The sequence below is a fragment of the Acidovorax sp. A79 genome, assembly GCF_041154505.1.
Taxonomy (GTDB): Bacteria; Pseudomonadota; Gammaproteobacteria; order Burkholderiales; family Burkholderiaceae_C; genus Acidovorax.
On record NZ_AP028672.1, the window covers coordinates 3,378,658 to 3,394,418 of the forward strand.

Genomic DNA, 15,761 nt, shown 5'->3' on the forward strand with positions numbered 1-15,761 from the left:
GTCAAAGGCTGAAGTCATAGTCCACCGTGATGGGCGCGTGGTCCGAGAATTTCTCACCTTTGTAGATGGATTCAGCACGTGCCAGCGCCGCGATCGCGGGGGTGGCCAGGTGGTAATCCAGCCGCCAGCCCACGTTGTTGGCATACGCCTGCCCCCGGTTGCTCCACCACGTGTAGGCGGTGTCGGTGGCGGTAGGTTGTAACTGGCGGTAAACGTCTATGATGCCGCCGCCTTCATCAGTTGTGTGCAACAACTTTGTCATCCAGGCCCGTTCTTCGGGCAAAAAACCACTGTTTTTCTGGTTGCTGCGCCAGTTTTTGAGGTCGATTTGCTGGTGCGCAATGTTGATGTCGCCGCACAGGATGAAGTCGCGTTCGCCCTTGACTTTCATCAGATGGGGATGGAACTCGGCGAGGAAGCGGAACTTGGCCAGCTGGCGTTCCTCGCCGGACGAGCCGCTGGGAAAATAGGCGCTGATGATGGACAGCTTGCGGGCCGGCGTGTCAAAGCGCAGTTCCACGTAGCGGCCTTCTGTATCGAACTCTGGCGACCCATAGCCAATGACTACATCAGAGGGTTCATGCCGGGTATAGATGCCCACGCCGGAATAGCCCTTTTTCTGGGCAAAGTGGAAGTGACCCTGCAGGCCGGCCAGGCGCTCGAAGCGGTTGGCCATGTCGGCCGCCTGGGCCTTCACTTCCTGCACGCAAATACAATCCGGCCGCGTGGCTGCCATCCAGCTTTCCACGCCTTTGCTGGTGGCCGAGCGGATGCCATTGAGATTGAGGCTGGTTAACTTGAACAAGGATTTCCCCATGGTGGATGTTGGCGCGCAAACCTCAGAGCAGGGCCAGCTCGCGCAGGATTTTGTACGGTTTGCCGTCGAATCAGGCGTGCTGCGGTTCGGTGAATTCAAGACCAAGGCGGGCCGCCTGAGTCCGTATTTCTTCAATGCGGGCCTGTTCGATGATGGCCGCAAGATCGGCCGGCTCGCGGAATTCTATGCAAAAGCCCTGCTGGCCAGCGGCATTGAATTCGACATGGTCTTCGGCCCCGCGTACAAGGGCATTCCCCTGGCGGCCACGGTCGCGGTGGAGCTGGCCCGGCTGGGGCGCAACGTGCCTTTTGCCTACAACCGCAAGGAGGCCAAGGACCATGGCGAGGGCGGCACGCTCGTGGGCGCCCCGCTCAAGGGGCGGGTGCTGATCGTGGACGACGTCATGTCGGCCGGCACCGCCGCCCGCGAATCGATCGCCATCATCCGCGCCGCGGGCGCCACGCCCCACGCGGTGGCCATAGCGCTGGACCGGCAGGAAAAAGCCACGGAGAATGGCCAGGATGTGGACCACAGCGCGGTGCAGTACGTTCGCGGGCAACTGGGCATGCAGGTGTGCGCCATTGCCCGACTGGCAGACTTATTGCTGTACCTCTCGCACAACGGGGAAGAGGGGATGCGCTCCCATCATGAGAAAGTGCTGGCCTACCGCCAGCGGTATGGCGTCAACGAAGGGTAGATGATTTGAGCAAGTCGGCGTGGATCATGGGCGGTGTTCTGCTGGTCACCCTGGGCGCCGAGCTGGCCTCGGCACAGCCCCAGGGTGCGCCCGGCAGCATCTATACCTGTGTGGACCGCAGTGGGCGCCGGCTGACGGCCGACCGGCCCATTCCTGAATGCCTGGACCGGGAGCAGCGCGAGCTGAGCCCCTCGGGCATCACGCGCCGGCAGATCGGGCCGTCGCTCACCGAGCTGGAGCGTGCGGCCCAGGACGCCCAGAACCGCAAGGATGCCGAGGAGCGGGCCCGCGTGGTGGAGGAGCGCCGGCGCGAACGCGTGCTGGTGACGCGCTACCCCGACAAGGCGGCCCACGATGTGGAGCGCGCGGCCGCGATCCAGCTGGTGGACGATGTGACCGCCACCGCCGAAAAGCGCATTGCCGAGCTGAAAGCGGAGCGCAAGAAGCTGGATGTGGAAATGGAGTTCTACAAGAAGGACCCCAACAAGGCACCCATGACGCTGCGCCGCAAGATCGGTGAAGTCGATGACAGCGTTGCCGAGCAGCAGCGGTTCATTGCCGGCCAGGACCAGGAAAAGCGGCGCGTGCACGCGCGGTTCGATGCGGAACTGGCCCATCTGCGCAAGCTGTGGGACGCGCAGCGTGTGCCTCCCGCCATGGGCTCGGCCAGTGCCGTTCCCCCCGTTGGCGCACCGGCAGCGCGCGTGCCCTAGGTGTGATGTCTCAATAGGTTGTTCATCCGTCTCGGATTTGGGAAGCTGTGGTTACCAGGCCAAGCAACTCAAGTCAGGAGAGACGGATGAACAGTCATAAGCATGCCCGCTTGACGGCTGCGGGTCGAGCCCTGCTGGTCAGCAGGGTATTGGACGAAGGCTGGTGCGTGACAGCGGCCGCCCAGGCCATGGGCGTGAGCTGCCGCACCGGGTTCAAGTGGCTGGCCCGCTTCAGGGCCGAAGGCACAGCAGGGCTGTGTGATCGAAGCTCGCGACCGCATCACAGCCCCACAGCTTGCCGCCCCGAACAGGTGAGCCAGTTCGAACTGCACCGCCGACAACGCCTGCCGTTGTGGCGCATCGCCCGCGAGTGCGGCCGCAGCCTGTCCACCGTGGCCCGGCACATGGCCCGCCTGGGCTTGAGCCGCTTGAGCGCCTTGCAACCGCCCGTGCCCGTGTGCCGCTATGAGCGGGCCAGCCCTGGCGAGTTGCTGCACATCGACACCAAGCGCCTGGGACGCATCCAGGGCGTGGGCCACCGAATCACAGGCCAGCGCCAGCACCGCAACCGAGGCATCGGCTGGGACGCCGTGCATCTGGCCATCGACGATCACTCCCGGGTCTCCTTCGCCCGGGTGTTGGGCGATGAGACGGCCCTGAGCTGCGTGCAGTTCCTGCGCCAGGCCGTGGACTACTACGCCAGCCTGGGCGTGCGCATCGAGCGCGTCATGACCGACAACGGCGCGGGCTACAAGAACACCTTCGGGGCAGCCTGCCAGGAACTGGGCATCCGGCACATCCGAACACGGCCCTACACGCCCAAGACCAACGGCAAGGCCGAGCGCTTCGTGCAGACCAGTTTGCGCGAATGGGCCTATGCCAGACCCTACGAGAGTTCAGCCCAGCGCCAAGCTGCATTGCAGCCATTCATTGACGGCTACAACTGGTGTCGACCACACTCCGCTCTCAACCATCAGCCGCCCATCAGCCGCATTCCGGCCATGAACAACCTCCTGAGAATCAACACCTAGGGCCGGGCTGGGGAAGTAAAAACAAAAGGGGCCCTGCGGCCCCTTTATTGTTTTTACTGTGCCTTTGCCCCGCAGGGCAGGCAGGTCAGGCGTCAGCTGCCCAGCTTTGCGCGCAGCAGATCATTGACCTGCTGCGGGTTGGCCTTGCCCTTGCTGGCTTTCATGATCTGGCCGACCAGCGCATTGAACGCCTTGTCCTTGCCCGCGCGGAACTGGGCCACGTTGTCGGGGTTGGCGGCGATGACTTCGTCGATGATTTTCTCCAGCGCGCCGGAGTCGTTCATCTGCTTGAGGCCCTTGTCTGTGATGATGGAATCGATGTATTCCAAGGCGGTATCAAACTGCGTTCCCGGCCTATGGGTCAGTTCGACGAATACGGTTTTGCCTGCCGAGTTCGAAATTGTTTGATCATAGATGCGTGTGATCAACGCAGCCAAGTTACCTGCCGGGACGAATTCGGTAAATTTTTCGAAGGAGTAGTCTTCAACCGCATTCATCCATTTGGATACCTCGCCCATGATCCAGTTGCTGGCCAGCTTGGGCTGGCCGCAGGCCTTGGCCACGGCCTCGAAGTACGCCGCCATGGCCTTGCTCTGCGTGAGCGTCGTGGCGTCGTACTCGGGCAGGCCGTAGTCGGCCACGAAGCGCGCGGCCATGGTGCGGGGCAATTCGGCCATCAGCGCCCGCTGTTCCTGCACCCATTGCTCCGAAATGTGCAGCGGCGGCAGGTCCGGGTCGGGGAAGTAGCGGTAGTCCGCCGCGTCCTCCTTGGTCCGCATCGCACGCGTTTCGCCCGTGTCCGGGTCGAACAGCACGGTGGCCTGCTGGATGGCGTGGCCGTCCTCGATCTGGTCGATCTGCCAGCGGATCTCGTAGTCGATCGCCTGCTGCATGAACTTGAACGAGTTCAGGTTCTTGATCTCGCGGCGCGTGCCCAGCGGCCCGCCGGGCTTGCGCACGGACACGTTGGCGTCGCAGCGGAAGCTGCCCTCCTGCATGTTGCCGTCGCAGATGCCGATCCAGGTCACGATCTTGTGCAGCTCTTTCGCATAGGCCACGGCTTCGTCGGACGAGCGCATGTCGGGCTCGGTCACGATCTCCAGCAGGGGCGTTCCGGCGCGGTTCAGGTCGATGCCCGATTGGCCGATGAAGTCCTCGTGCAGCGATTTGCCCGCGTCTTCTTCGAGATGGGCGCGCACCAGGCGCACGGTCTTCTTCTCGTCGCCCAGGAAGAACTCGACCTCACCGCCTTGCACCACCGGGATCTCGAACTGGCTGATCTGGTAGCCCTTGGGCAGGTCGGGATAGAAATAATTCTTGCGCGCAAAAATGCTCACGGGCGCAATGTGGGAGCCCAGGGCCAGTCCTAATTTGATAGCGCAGGCCACGGCCTCGCGGTTCATCACGGGGAGTGTGCCGGGCAGGGCCAGGTCCACGGCGCAGGCTTGCGTGTTGGGCTCGGCGCCGAAGGCGGTGGGCGCGCGGCTGAAGATCTTGCTCTGCGTGGCGAGCTGGGTGTGGGTTTCGAAGCCGATGACGACTTCATAACCGTGGATCAATTTGCTGGTCGTCGTCATGTCACAGGCCTCCGGGTTGGCGGAGGTGGAAGTCGGTGGCTTGCTGCAGGCGGTGCGCAGCGTTCAGAAGGCGGACTTCCTGGAAGTAGTTACCGATGAGCTGCAGGCCCACTGGCATGCCGCCTTCGCCAAAGCCGGCGGGCACGCTCATGCCCGGCAGGCCGGCCAGGGAGCCGGGCAGGGTGAAGATGTCGGCCAGGTAGTCGGCCAGCGGGTCGTTGCCGTGTTCGCCCAGCTTCCAGGCCACGGTGGGGGCCACGGGGCCGGCGATCACATCGCATTCCTTGAACGCGTTCTGGAAGTCGTCGGCGATCATGCGGCGGATCTTCTGCGCCTGCAGGTAGTAGGCGTCGTAGTAGCCGTGACTCAGCACGTAGGCGCCGATCATGATGCGGCGCTTGACCTCGTCGCCAAAACCTTCGGCGCGGGTCTTCTTGTACATGTCCACCAGGTCGGCGTAGTCCTTGGCGCGGTGGCCGAACTTCACGCCGTCGAAGCGGCTGAGGTTGGACGAGGCTTCGGCGGGGGCAATGATGTAGTACACGGGGATGGAGAGCTCGGTGCGCGGCAGGCTGATGGGCACGAGCTTGGCGCCAAGCTTTTCGTATTCCTTCAGGGCGGCGTCCACGGCGGCGCGCACGTCGGGCGCGAGGCCCTCGCCAAAGAACTCGGCGGGAATGCCGATGCGCAGGCCGTCGATGCTGCCGTTCAGGTGGGCGCTGAAGTTTTCGGCTGGCACGTCGAGGCTGGTCGAATCGCGGTCCGGGTCGGGGCCGCACATGGCAGACAACAGCAGCGCGCAGTCTTCGGCGCTGCGGGCCATGGGGCCGGCCTGGTCCAGGCTGGAGGCGAATGCGATCATGCCGTAGCGGCTGGCGCGGCCATAGGTGGGCTTGATGCCGGTGATGCCACAGAACGATGCGGGCTGGCGGATGGAGCCGCCGGTGTCGGTGCCGGTGACGGCAGGGGCCAGGCGCGCGGCCACGGCCACGGCGCTGCCGCCCGAGGAGCCGCCGGGGATGCGGTGGGTGTCCCAGGGGTTGCGCACGGGCGCGGGGGCGTCGAAGCCCACGGGCGCCACGGCCGAGTTTTCATTGGACGAACCCATCGCGAACTCGTCGCAGTTGAGCTTGCCCAGGGTGACGGCGCCCGCGTCGGCCAGGCGGGTGACCACGGTGGCGTCGAACGGAGACTGGTAGCCCGCGAGCATCCTGGAGCCTGCGGTGCTGGGGAAGTCGCGCGTGACGAAGATGTCCTTGTGGGCGATCGGCACGCCTTCCAGCGCGCCCGCCGTGCCGGCGGCAAGGCGGGCGTCAGCGGCCTGCGCCTGCGCCAGGGTGGCGTCTTCGTTCAGGGCCACGTAGGCGCCCAGGTTCTGGTGCGCCTTGGCGCGGGCCAGGAAATGCCGGGCGGCTTCGACGGCGGAGAATTGCTTGTCGCGCAGGCCGGAGGCCAGCTCGGAAACGCCCAGGTCGTGCAGGGCTTTGGTCGTTGTCGTGCTCATGCGCGCCTCACTCGATCACTTTGGGGACGAGGAACAGGCCACGCTCCACGGCGGGGGCGCTCTTCTGGTTGGCTTCGCGCTGGTTGGGCTCGCTGGCCACGTCCTCGCGCAGCCGCAGGGCCACGTCCTGGATGGCCGCGACGGGGTGCGCCAGGGGCGTGATGCCCGAGGTATCCACAGCCCGCATCTGTTCCACGATGTCAAAGAAGCCATTGAGCTGGGTCAGCATGCGCTCACTTTCAGAGGGGGTCAGCTCAAGCCGTGCCAAATTGGCGATGCGGCCGATGTCCTGGGGGGTCAGTGCCATAGGGAGGAGAATTGAGGGAAACCAGAAGTAAAGCTGTGATCCGGGCCGTGCCGGAGGGAGTTATTCACAGGGGATGGGGTATTATCCCGGCTTTGCCGCAATACCCTCCTACCTGCCGGTCATTGTGCGAAAAAAGCGATATTTGACCCCGTAAACCCGGCGATGGCAGGCCGACGTGCATGCCGTGCCTGAGAGGATTTTTGAATGTTCGGAGCTTTCCGTCGGTATTTCTCCACCGACCTTGCCATTGACCTTGGCACAGCCAACACCCTCATCTTCGCCCGCGACAAAGGCATTGTGCTCGACGAGCCCTCTGTCGTCGCCATCCGCCACGAAGGCGGGCCCCATGGCAAGAAAGTCATCCAGGCCGTAGGCCACGAGGCCAAGGCCATGCTGGGCAAGGTGCCCGGCAACATCGAAGCCATCCGCCCCATGAAGGACGGCGTGATCGCGGACTTCGTGATCACCGAGCAGATGATCAAGCAGTTCATCAAGATGGTGCACCCGCGCACGCTGTTCACCCCCAGCCCGCGCATCATCATCTGCGTGCCCTGCGGCTCCACCCAGGTCGAGCGGCGCGCCATCAAGGACGCGGCCGAAGCGGCCGGCGCCACGGCGGTGTACCTGATCGAGGAACCCATGGCCGCCGGCATCGGCGCGGGCCTGCCCGTCTCCGAAGCCTCGGGCTCCATGGTCGTGGACATCGGCGGCGGCACCACCGAGGTCGGCGTGATCTCGCTGGGCGGCATGGTCTACAAGGGCAGTGTGCGCGTGGGCGGCGACAAGTTCGACGAAGCCATCATCAGCTACATCCGCCGCAACTACGGCATGCTGATCGGCGAGCCCACCGCGGAAGCCATCAAGAAGAACATCGGCTCGGCCTTCCCCGGCTCCGAAGTGCGCGAGATGGAAGTCAAGGGCCGCAACCTTTCCGAAGGCGTGCCACGCAGCTTCACCATCTCCAGCAATGAAGTGCTTGAAGCCCTGACCGACCCGCTCAACCAGATCGTCTCCGCCGTGAAGAACGCGCTGGAACAAACCCCCCCTGAGCTGGGCGCCGACATCGCCGACCGCGGCATGATGCTGACGGGTGGCGGCGCGCTGCTGCGCGACCTGGACCGCCTGCTGGCCGAGGAAACCGGCCTGCCCGTGCTGGTGGCCGAAGATCCGCTGACCTGCGTGGTGCGCGGCTGCGGCATCGCGCTGGAGCGCATGGACCGCCTGGGCAGCATTTTCACGAGCGAGTAAGCCCCCGGGCCTGTATGCTGCAGGCACTTTTTTTGCGCTCTGAACTGCATGATTGCACCCGCTCCAATGCCTTTTGAGCATGCGTCCGTGGCCCCGGCTCCACGCGACAGATCCTGACCGCTGCGCACGATGCCACTGGGTACCCTCGAGCGCAGCGCTCCGCCTTTCTTCAAACAGGGCCCTTCGGCCCTTTCGCGCCTGGCCGTCTATAGCGCGCTGGCGCTGTTCCTCATGGTGGCCGATGCACGTTTCCAGCTCACGGGGCCGTTCCGCCAGGCGGTTGCCACCGTGCTTTACCCGGTGCAGTGGCTGATGCTCAAGCCGGTGGAGTTCGCAAGCCATGGTTCCGGGTACTTCCAGTCGCTGCAGACCGCGCAGCAGGAACTGGACGCCGCGCGCAAGAAAATGACCGTGATGGGCCAGCGCGCCAACCAGGCGGAACAGCTGGCCCTGGAGAACGAGCGGCTGCGGCAGCTGCTCGCGCTGCGCGGCCGCCTGGAGACGCCCGCGCAGGCCGCCGAGGTGATCTATGACACCGCCGACCCCTACACGCGCCGCGTGGTCATCGACCGGGGGCAGATGGGCGGCGTGGAGATGGGCGCGCCCGTGATGGATGAGGCGGGCGTGCTCGGCCAGGTGACGCGTGTCTTTCCGCTCGTGAGCGAGGTCACGCTGCTGGTGGACCGCGACCAGGCCATTCCGGTCCTCAACATTCGCACGGGTGCGCGGGGTGTCGCCTATGGGGATCCGGTGGCCGGGCATGGCGGCGGCATGGAGCTGCGCTTCATGCCCGCCAACGCCGATGTGCGGGAGGACGATCTGCTGACCACCAGCGGCGTGGATGGCCTGTACCCTTCGGGGCTCCCCGTGGCGCGGGTGGTGCGCGTGGAGCGCAGGGCCGATTCCGCCTTCGCGCGCATCTACTGCGTGCCCCTGGCCCAGGTGCAGGGCGCCCGCCATGTGGTGGTGCTCAAGCCGCTGGCCGACAACGAGCTGCCGCGGCCGGAGCCCGCGCACCCGGCGCCGGCGAAACGCGGGGGGCGCAAGGGATGAGGGCATCGCCTGTGCCTGCCATGGCCCTTGTGGGGCCGCGCGTCCTGCGCGATGGCCCGTGGCTGCCGCGGGGAGGTGCGCGATGATCATGCCGCGCGGCGAGCCGCTGCTGCTTCCGGTCAATCCGGTCTTCATCGTCGCCAGCCTCGCTGCGGGGCTGGCCATCAACATGCTGCCGCTGGGCCGCATTGTCTGGACGCCGGATGTCCTGATGGTGCTGCTGGTCTTCTGGGGCGTGCACCAGCCCCTGCGCATTGGCATGGGCGTGGCTTTCGTGCTGGGCCTGTGCATGGATGTGAGCCAGTCGGCGCTGCTGGGCCAGCACGCGCTGTCCTACACCGTGCTGTCGTTTGGCGCCATCGCCATCCACCGCCGCCTGCTGTGGTTCAGCGTGCCGTCGCAGGCCCTGCAGGTGCTTCCCCTGTTCGCTCTGGCCCATGCCATCGAGCTCTTGCTGCGGATGGCGTCCGGGGGCATATTCCCGGGCCTGTGGAGCTTTCTGGCGCCGGTGCTCGAAGCCCTGCTCTGGCCGCTGGCCAGCTGGGTGCTGCTGGCGCCGCAGCGCCGGCCTCCCGACCGCGACCAGAACCGGCCTCTGTAGCCATGAAGCAACCTCCTGAGCGCCCGCGCCGCATCCCCCTTGTCCCGCAGCGCTGCGGGCCGGGGGACGGGCGCGCGCCGGTTTCAGCGCACGCCTTCGGGGCGTGGCGCGATGGAGCTGCCGCATGACCGAGGTGCGCAGCAGCGAGGCCGATGCCTCGCGCTTTCGCGTGCGGGCGCTGATCGTCGGCGCCCTGGTGTTCTGTGCGTTCTGCCTCATCGCGGCCCGGCTGGTGTTCCTGCAGGTGGTCCGGCACGAAGACCTTGCGGCGCAGGCCGAGAGCAACCGCACGGCGGTGGTGCCCATCGTGCCCAACCGGGGCCTCATCCTGGACCGCAACGGCGTGGTGCTGGCCACCAACTATTCGGCCTATACGCTGGAGATCACGCCCTCGCGGGCGGGAACGCTCGACGACACCATCGACGAGCTGTCCAAGGTGGTGGAGATCCAGAGCCGCGACCGCCGCCGCTTCAAGCGGCTCATGGAAGAGTCGCGCAACTTCGAATCGCTGCCCATCCGCACGCGCCTGACCGACCAGGAAGTGGCCCGCTTCACGGCCCAGCGCTACCGCTTCCCGGGGGTGGACATCAAGGCGCGCCTGTTTCGCAACTACCCGCTGGGCGACGTGGCCAGCCATGCCATCGGCTACATCGGCCGCATCAACCAGAGCGAGAAGGCGCGCATCCAGGATTCCGAGGACGAGGCCAACTACCGGGGCACGGAATACATCGGCAAGCTGGGGATCGAGCAGAGCTTCGAGTCCGCGCTGCACGGCGCCACCGGGGTCGAGCAGATGGAGACCTCGGCGGGCGGGCGGGCGGTGCGCAAGCTCTCCAGCCACGCGGCCACGCCCGGCGACAGCGTGATGCTGTCCATCGACATCAAGCTGCAGAAACTCATCGAGGAGCTGTACGGCACCCGCCGTGGCGCGCTGGTTGCCATCGACCCGCGCAACGGCGAGATCCTGGCCCTGGTCAGCAAGCCCACGTTCGACCCCAATCTTTTCGTCGAAGGCATCGATGTGGAGAACTGGACCGCGCTCAACGAATCCATCGACAAGCCGCTGCTGAACCGGGCCCTGCGGGGTACGTACCCGCCAGGCTCCACCTACAAGCCCTTCATGGCGCTGGCCGCGCTGCAGCTGGGCAAGCGCTCGCCCAGCCTGGTGGTGAACGATCCGGGGTATTACACCTTCGGCGGCCACACCTTCCGCAGCCACGAGGGCGGGCTGGGCGGTGTGGACATGCACCGCGCCATCCAGCAGTCGAGCAACACCTACTTCTACTCGCTGGCGGTGGACATGGGCGTCGATGCCATCCATGACTTCATGAAGCCGCTGGGCTTTGGGCAGTCCACCGGCATCGACCTCAATGGCGAAGTGCGGGGCACGCTGCCCAGCACCGAGTGGAAACGCAATGCCTACAAGCGCCCGGACATGAAGCGCTGGTTTCCCGGCGAGACCGTGTCCCTGGGCATCGGCCAGGGCTACAACAACTTCACCATGCTGCAGCTCGCGCTGGCGCAGGGCACGCTGGCCAACGGCGGCATCCGCTACCGGCCGCACATGGCCAAGGCCGTGAAGAACGCGGTCACGGGCGTCGTCACCGAGATCGTGCAGCCGCCCGGCGAAGACCTGGGGTATCTGCCCCGGAACGTGGACATCGTGCGCAATGCCATGGTCGCCGTGAACAAGGGCGGCACCGGCACGCGCGTGTTTGCCGGGGCGCCGTACACCTCCGGCGGCAAGACCGGCACGGCGCAGGCGGTGACCATGGGCCAGAACGTGAAGTACAACGCGAAGGCGCTGGAAGAGCACCAGCGCGACCACTCGCTGTATGCGGCGTTCGCCCCGGCAGAGCAGCCCACGATAGCGCTGGCGCTGATTGTCGAGAACGCCGGGTTTGGCGCGGCCCATGCGGCGCCCATCGCGCGCCGCGTATTCGACTACTGGCTGATGGGGGACTACCCGAGCGAGGAAGACATCGCGGCGGTGCAAAAGGGCCAGGCCGGCGCTCCCATTGGCAAGCCGCGCAAGGCGGCGGATGTGCCCGTGGCGGCGCCTTGATATAAAAACAATAGCTGTTAGCGCAATACAGATAAGCGCAGGAGCCCAATCCGGCATCGAATCGCGGTGCCGGCCATTCTTGAAATGAACCCGCTGCCTGCGCCTGCGCCTGGGCGCTGCCCGATGCCGCGCCGGGCCGTGCCGCCCTCAGGCCGCCGCCGCCCGCGCTGGCGGTGGCTGAAGCTGGCTGAACACCAGCGCCGCCACGATCAGCGCCGCGCCGCCCAGGCCCGCCCATCCCAGCCGCTCGCCGAGCAGGGCCCAGGCGGTGAGCGCGGCGAATACCGGCTCCAGCCCGAACACGATGGCGCTGCGCATGGCGTCCACCCGCTGCTGGCCCCAGGCCTGCAGCGTGACCACCACCACGCTGGCCAGCAGGCCCAGGTACAGCAGCGCCACCCAGGCATCGGCGGGCAACTGCGCGGCGGTGTGCAGCCAGCCCATGCCGCCGCCCTGGCCCAGCAGCATGAACGTGGAAGCCAGCGCCATGACGGTCGCCTGCGCGGCCGCCATGCGCGTGGCCCGCGGCGGGCTTGCCGCCGTGCGGCGCGCGCACTCCTCCAGCGCCAGGATGTAGATGGCGTAGAACACCGTGCTCGCCAGCGTCAGCGTATCGCCCAGGTTCCAGGGCTCGTTCTCGTGGAACATCAGCGCCATGCCCGTGCAGGCCAGGGCGCACGCCGCCCACAGCGGCCAGCCGTAGCGGCGCCCCAGCGCCGCCATCGCAATCAATGGCACCACCAGCACATTGAGCCCGGTCACGAAGGCATTGCGGTTGCTGCTGGTGCGCGCCAGCCCCTCGATCTGCAGCCAGAACGCCAGGAACAGCAGGACCCCCAGCGCGCAGCCCCACCGCCGCTCGTGGCGCCGCATGCCCCACCACAGCGGGGCCAGCACCACCAGGGCGATCACGAACCGCAGCCAGATGATCTGCAGCGCATCGAGGTGCGCGGACAACAGCTTCATGGCGGGGAAGGTGGTGCCCCACACCACGGTCACCACCAGCAGGGCAATCAGGCCCAGACGTTCGGGTTTCATAGGCTCCAAAACAAGAAAGGGCTGGTCGGTTCCCCGGCCAGCCACTTGCAGAAGATTTCCTCGCAGCGCCTGCGCACGACCTGCTGCCGTCGCACTGGCGCGGCCTCAGCGAGGTAGCCGCGGAACTGGCTCTGCCAGGCCACCGGTGGCGTCCCCCTCCCTTGGCGCGCAGCGCGTAGAGAGAGGGGTGAAGGCGCGCAGCGCCTCAGGGGGTGTCAATTAAAAAGATAGCGTGCCTGCAGGTTCAGGCGCAGCATCTCGCCCTGCTGGCCGTCGAACGTCGTGCGGCGGCCGCCGATCAGCTCGCCGCCCAGCTCCACGTTCTTGATGGGCAGGTAGTACATGCCGGCATGCCATTGGTACAGCTTGTGGTTGCCTTCGGCGCCGTAGGCGTCCACGTAGGCGTCGCCCAGCTTGTGGCGCGAGCGGACCATGCCCAGCGACACGGTGCCGCGCAGCTTCTCGCTGAACACGTTGGACAGGCCCAGCACCACGCCGTGCGACTTGTCCAGGCGCACGGTGCCGCCGTCCAGCACGGGGTAGTTGGTGCCCACCAGGTAGGCGCCGTCGCCGTCGCCGTCCAGGCGCGTGTACTGCGCCATCAGCGTGGTGGTGCCGGTGATCTTGTAGCCCGCGCCCAGGCCGAAGCCGGTGCCGCGCTTGCCGATGCCGTCCACGCGCTGCTCGTGCGAGAGCAGGCGGGCGTTGATGTTGCCCCAGTCGAAGGCCTTGTCCACGCGGGCCACGAAGTTCAGGCTCTTGGCGCCGTCGGTGGGCTCTTCCACCGCGAACTGGAACTTGGCCAGGTCCGGGTTGTTGTAGGTGTAGCGCACCTGGGCCGGGCGGCGGAAGGTGGCGCCGGGCGGGCCGTTGAAGTCCACGGTCTCGGGCAGGTTGTCCACGTCCATGAAGGTCGACCAGGTCTGGCCGATCAGCCAGCCGGCGTACTCGCCGTAGGCGTGGCGCAGGCGCAGGCGGTTGCGGTTGCACTCGGCACCGCAGTAGGCGTAGAAGTCGGCCTCGATCTTGGTGTTGAAGGTGCCGATAGAGGTGGGCGTGGAGGTCTCGAAGCCGAAGCGCGAGGTCTGCGCCGTCAGGCTGCTCTTGCCGTGGCGGCTGTCGCCCAGGGGCTGCTCCATCAGGTTGGTGAAGGTGTCGCCGGGCGCCGTGCCCTTGAAGTCCTTGACCATGTTGGCCTCGGCAAAGCCGTACACGCGGATCGAGGTCTCGCTGCCCGGCAGGCGGAAGCTGCCCGGAATGTCGCCCAGCACCACGGCGTCCTTCTGCTTGAGTTCCACGGCCTCGATGCGGTCGTTCCAGGCCGATGCCGACGCGGCGGGCGCGGCAGGCGCCTGGGCCTGCTGGGCCTTGAGCTGGTTGAGCTCGGCGCGCAGGGCCTTGAGCTCGTTGCGCATCTCTTCGAAGTCCTTGGCGGACTGCGCGAACGCGGCGGGGGGCAGGCTGCACAGGCCGGCGGCCAGCAGGGCGAGGAACGTGGGGTTCAGTTTCATGGTCACTCCGGTAGGGGCTGGTAATGGCATTGCATGGGCCTGGATCTCAGGCGCTCATGCGGCCGATGAAGGCGCGGATTCGGTCGTTGGCGGGGTTGTTGAAGAATTCGGCGGGCGTGGCGTCGTGGGCGATGCGCCCCTGGTCGAAGAACATCACGCGGTCGGCCACCTCGCGGGCGAAGCCCATCTCGTGGGTCACCACGATCATGGTCATGCCGCCACGGGCCAGCTCGCGCATCACGTCGAGCACCTCCTGCACCATCTCCGGGTCCAGGGCCGAGGTGGGCTCGTCGAACAGCATCACCTGCGGCTGCATCGCCAGCGCGCGGGCGATGGCCACGCGCTGCTGCTGGCCGCCCGACAGCTGCCAGGGGTACTTGTGCGCGTGGTCCTGCATGCCCACGCGGCGCAGCAGGGCCATCGCCTGCTCGTTCGCCTGGGCGCGCGGCGTGCGGCGGATGCGGCGGGGCGCCAGGGTCACGTTGTCCAGCACGCTCATGTGGCCGAACAGGTTGAACTGCTGGAACACCATGCCGACCTCGCTGCGCTGCTTTTGCAGCGTGGCCAGGTCGTCGGTGACTTCCTCGCCGCCGATGGTGATGCGGCCGGAGTCATGGGGTTCGAGCCGGTTGATGGCGCGCAGCAGCGTGCTCTTGCCGGAGCCCGAGGCGCCGATGATCACGGTGACCTCGCCGGTGTTGAACACGGTGGACACATCGCGCAGCACCTGGTGGGCGCCGAACGACTTGCAGACCCGGTCCACCACGATGAAGGGTGTGGCCTGGCGTGTCATTGGTTGCGGCCTTCCACGTCGAAGCGGTATTCCACCGCGTTCGAGATCTGCGTGACCAGGGTGGTCAGCAGCAGGTAGGTGATGGCCACGGTGGACAGCGTGGCAATGGGCTGGAACGTGGCGGACTGGATGCGGTTGCCCACGTTGGTCAGCTCCACCACGCCAATGGCGTAGGCCAGCGACGAGTCCTTGAGCAGCGCCACGAAGTTGCTCACCAGCGGCGGCAGTGATATCTTGAAGGCCTGTGGAAACACCACGTCCAGGAACACATGCATGCGGCCCAGGCCCAGGGCCTTGGCGGCCTCGGTCTGGCCGCGCGGCACGGCCAGCAGCCCGGCGCGGATGGCCTCGGCGTTGTAGGCGCCCACGTTCAGGCCCAGCGCCAGCACGGCGGCCGCGAAGTCGGGCAGGTTCAGGCCCGGCACCAGCACCGGCAGCGCGAAGTACACGAACAGGATCTGCACCAGCAGCGGCGTGCCGCGGATGACCCAGATGTAGAAGCTGGCCACCCAGCGCACGGCGGCAAAGCGCGCGGTGCGGGCGAGCGCGGCGGCGGTTCCCAGCACCAGCCCGACGCTGCCGCTGATCAGCGTGAGCCACAGGGTGGTGCGCGCGCCGTCGGAGAACGCCTGGGCGTTGGGGCCGATGGGCTCGGGCAGGAAGGACAGCAGCTTGCCGAGCAGTGCCAGCACCAGCACCATCAGGATGACGGCCGAGACGAGCGTGGCGTTGCTGCGCTGCTGGCGGCTCCAGCGCTGCGGCCAAAAGGCGGTGAGCATGAAAAAGACCCCTGTGACTACAAGCGG

General features: G+C 66.6%; 15 protein-coding genes. 7 read left to right on the plus strand and 8 right to left on the minus strand.

Going from position 1 to position 15,761, the window contains the following annotated elements; all coding sequences use genetic code 11:
- Position 1 precedes the first annotated feature (1 nt).
- Positions 2–805, minus strand: coding sequence for an exodeoxyribonuclease III (locus tag ACAM51_RS15470; RefSeq protein ID WP_218296731.1), 804 nt, complete (start codon positions 803–805; stop codon positions 2–4).
- 10 nt (positions 806–815) lie between these two features.
- Between ACAM51_RS15470 and pyrE the strand changes: the two genes are divergently transcribed.
- From pyrE to ACAM51_RS15485, 3 genes are all read left to right on the plus strand, one after another.
- Entirely contained in the window at positions 816–1,514 is a 699-nt protein-coding gene (gene pyrE, locus ACAM51_RS15475) for an orotate phosphoribosyltransferase (protein ID WP_218296664.1), read from the plus strand.
- A 5-nt stretch (positions 1,515–1,519) separates the two neighbouring features.
- Positions 1,520–2,227 carry a DUF4124 domain-containing protein gene (locus tag ACAM51_RS15480; RefSeq protein ID WP_369641132.1) on the plus strand — a complete coding sequence of 236 codons (708 nt, stop codon included), beginning with the start codon at positions 1,520–1,522 and terminating at the stop codon, positions 2,225–2,227.
- Positions 2,228–2,313: 86 nt separating this feature from the next.
- Positions 2,314–3,258, plus strand: a complete 945-nt coding sequence (locus ACAM51_RS15485; RefSeq protein WP_369641133.1) for an IS481 family transposase — start codon at positions 2,314–2,316, stop codon at positions 3,256–3,258.
- A 92-nt stretch (positions 3,259–3,350) separates the two neighbouring features.
- Here the strand turns inward: ACAM51_RS15485 and gatB are convergent, their stop codons facing one another.
- The 3 genes from gatB to gatC are packed head-to-tail and all read right to left on the minus strand — an operon-like array spanning position 3,351 to position 6,646.
- On the minus strand, positions 3,351–4,835 hold the full coding sequence (gene gatB / locus ACAM51_RS15490) for an Asp-tRNA(Asn)/Glu-tRNA(Gln) amidotransferase subunit GatB (protein WP_369641134.1): 1,485 nt from the start codon (positions 4,833–4,835) through the stop codon (positions 3,351–3,353).
- Position 4,836: 1 nt separating this feature from the next.
- Entirely contained in the window at positions 4,837–6,339 is a 1,503-nt protein-coding gene (gene gatA / locus ACAM51_RS15495; protein ID WP_369641135.1) for an Asp-tRNA(Asn)/Glu-tRNA(Gln) amidotransferase subunit GatA, read from the minus strand.
- A 7-nt stretch (positions 6,340–6,346) separates the two neighbouring features.
- The gene (gene gatC / locus ACAM51_RS15500; RefSeq protein WP_010467054.1) at positions 6,347–6,646 is read right to left on the minus strand and encodes an Asp-tRNA(Asn)/Glu-tRNA(Gln) amidotransferase subunit GatC; all 300 of its coding nucleotides are present in this window, start codon (positions 6,644–6,646) and stop codon (positions 6,347–6,349) included.
- A gap of 204 nt (positions 6,647–6,850) precedes the next feature.
- Here gatC and ACAM51_RS15505 point away from each other — a divergent pair, with 204 nt between their 5' ends.
- From ACAM51_RS15505 to mrdA, 4 genes are all read left to right on the plus strand, one after another.
- Positions 6,851–7,894 (plus strand): rod shape-determining protein, encoded by a 1,044-nt coding sequence (locus tag ACAM51_RS15505; RefSeq protein ID WP_008907364.1) that lies wholly within the window; start codon positions 6,851–6,853, stop codon positions 7,892–7,894.
- 129 nt (positions 7,895–8,023) lie between these two features.
- On the plus strand, positions 8,024–8,947 hold the full coding sequence (gene mreC, locus ACAM51_RS15510; protein WP_218296669.1) for a rod shape-determining protein MreC: 924 nt from the start codon (positions 8,024–8,026) through the stop codon (positions 8,945–8,947).
- Between the two features lie 82 nt (positions 8,948–9,029).
- Entirely contained in the window at positions 9,030–9,548 is a 519-nt protein-coding gene (gene mreD / locus ACAM51_RS15515; RefSeq protein WP_218296670.1) for a rod shape-determining protein MreD, read from the plus strand.
- A gap of 124 nt (positions 9,549–9,672) precedes the next feature.
- Entirely contained in the window at positions 9,673–11,613 is a 1,941-nt protein-coding gene (gene mrdA, locus ACAM51_RS15520) for a penicillin-binding protein 2 (protein WP_369641136.1), read from the plus strand.
- Between the two features lie 147 nt (positions 11,614–11,760).
- Here mrdA and ACAM51_RS15525 read toward each other — a convergent pair whose 3' ends face one another.
- From ACAM51_RS15525 to ACAM51_RS15540, 4 genes are all read right to left on the minus strand, one after another.
- The gene (locus tag ACAM51_RS15525; RefSeq protein ID WP_218296672.1) at positions 11,761–12,651 is read right to left on the minus strand and encodes a DMT family transporter; all 891 of its coding nucleotides are present in this window, start codon (positions 12,649–12,651) and stop codon (positions 11,761–11,763) included.
- 215 nt (positions 12,652–12,866) lie between these two features.
- Complete coding sequence (locus ACAM51_RS15530) at positions 12,867–14,162, minus strand: DcaP family trimeric outer membrane transporter (protein ID WP_218296673.1); 1,296 nt, start codon at positions 14,160–14,162, stop codon at positions 12,867–12,869.
- A 46-nt stretch (positions 14,163–14,208) separates the two neighbouring features.
- Entirely contained in the window at positions 14,209–14,955 is a 747-nt protein-coding gene (locus tag ACAM51_RS15535) for an amino acid ABC transporter ATP-binding protein (protein WP_218296674.1), read from the minus strand.
- Positions 14,952–15,734, minus strand: coding sequence for an amino acid ABC transporter permease (locus ACAM51_RS15540; RefSeq protein ID WP_218296675.1), 783 nt, complete (start codon positions 15,732–15,734; stop codon positions 14,952–14,954). Before ACAM51_RS15540 ends, ACAM51_RS15535 begins: the two co-directional genes overlap by 4 nt.
- Positions 15,735–15,761 lie beyond the last annotated feature (27 nt).

Bases quoted from the DNA above. Each gene is read 5' to 3' on its own strand.
- pyrE (WP_218296664.1), top strand. From the start codon at position 816: ATGGTGGATGTTGGCGCGCAAACCTCAGAGCAGGGCCAGCTCGCGCAG.
- ACAM51_RS15485 (WP_369641133.1), top strand. From the start codon at position 2,314: ATGAACAGTCATAAGCATGCCCGCTTGACGGCTGCGGGTCGAGCCCTG.
- gatB (WP_369641134.1), bottom strand. From the start codon at position 4,835: ATGACGACGACCAGCAAATTGATCCACGGTTATGAAGTCGTCATCGGC.
- gatA (WP_369641135.1), bottom strand. From the start codon at position 6,339: ATGAGCACGACAACGACCAAAGCCCTGCACGACCTGGGCGTTTCCGAG.
- gatC (WP_010467054.1), bottom strand. From the start codon at position 6,646: ATGGCACTGACCCCCCAGGACATCGGCCGCATCGCCAATTTGGCACGG.
- ACAM51_RS15505 (WP_008907364.1), top strand. From the start codon at position 6,851: ATGTTCGGAGCTTTCCGTCGGTATTTCTCCACCGACCTTGCCATTGAC.
- mreC (WP_218296669.1), top strand. From the start codon at position 8,024: ATGCCACTGGGTACCCTCGAGCGCAGCGCTCCGCCTTTCTTCAAACAG.
- mreD (WP_218296670.1), top strand. From the start codon at position 9,030: ATGATCATGCCGCGCGGCGAGCCGCTGCTGCTTCCGGTCAATCCGGTC.
- mrdA (WP_369641136.1), top strand. From the start codon at position 9,673: ATGACCGAGGTGCGCAGCAGCGAGGCCGATGCCTCGCGCTTTCGCGTG.
- ACAM51_RS15525 (WP_218296672.1), bottom strand. From the start codon at position 12,651: ATGAAACCCGAACGTCTGGGCCTGATTGCCCTGCTGGTGGTGACCGTG.
- ACAM51_RS15530 (WP_218296673.1), bottom strand. From the start codon at position 14,162: ATGAAACTGAACCCCACGTTCCTCGCCCTGCTGGCCGCCGGCCTGTGC.
- ACAM51_RS15535 (WP_218296674.1), bottom strand. From the start codon at position 14,955: ATGACACGCCAGGCCACACCCTTCATCGTGGTGGACCGGGTCTGCAAG.
- ACAM51_RS15540 (WP_218296675.1), bottom strand. From the start codon at position 15,734: ATGCTCACCGCCTTTTGGCCGCAGCGCTGGAGCCGCCAGCAGCGCAGC.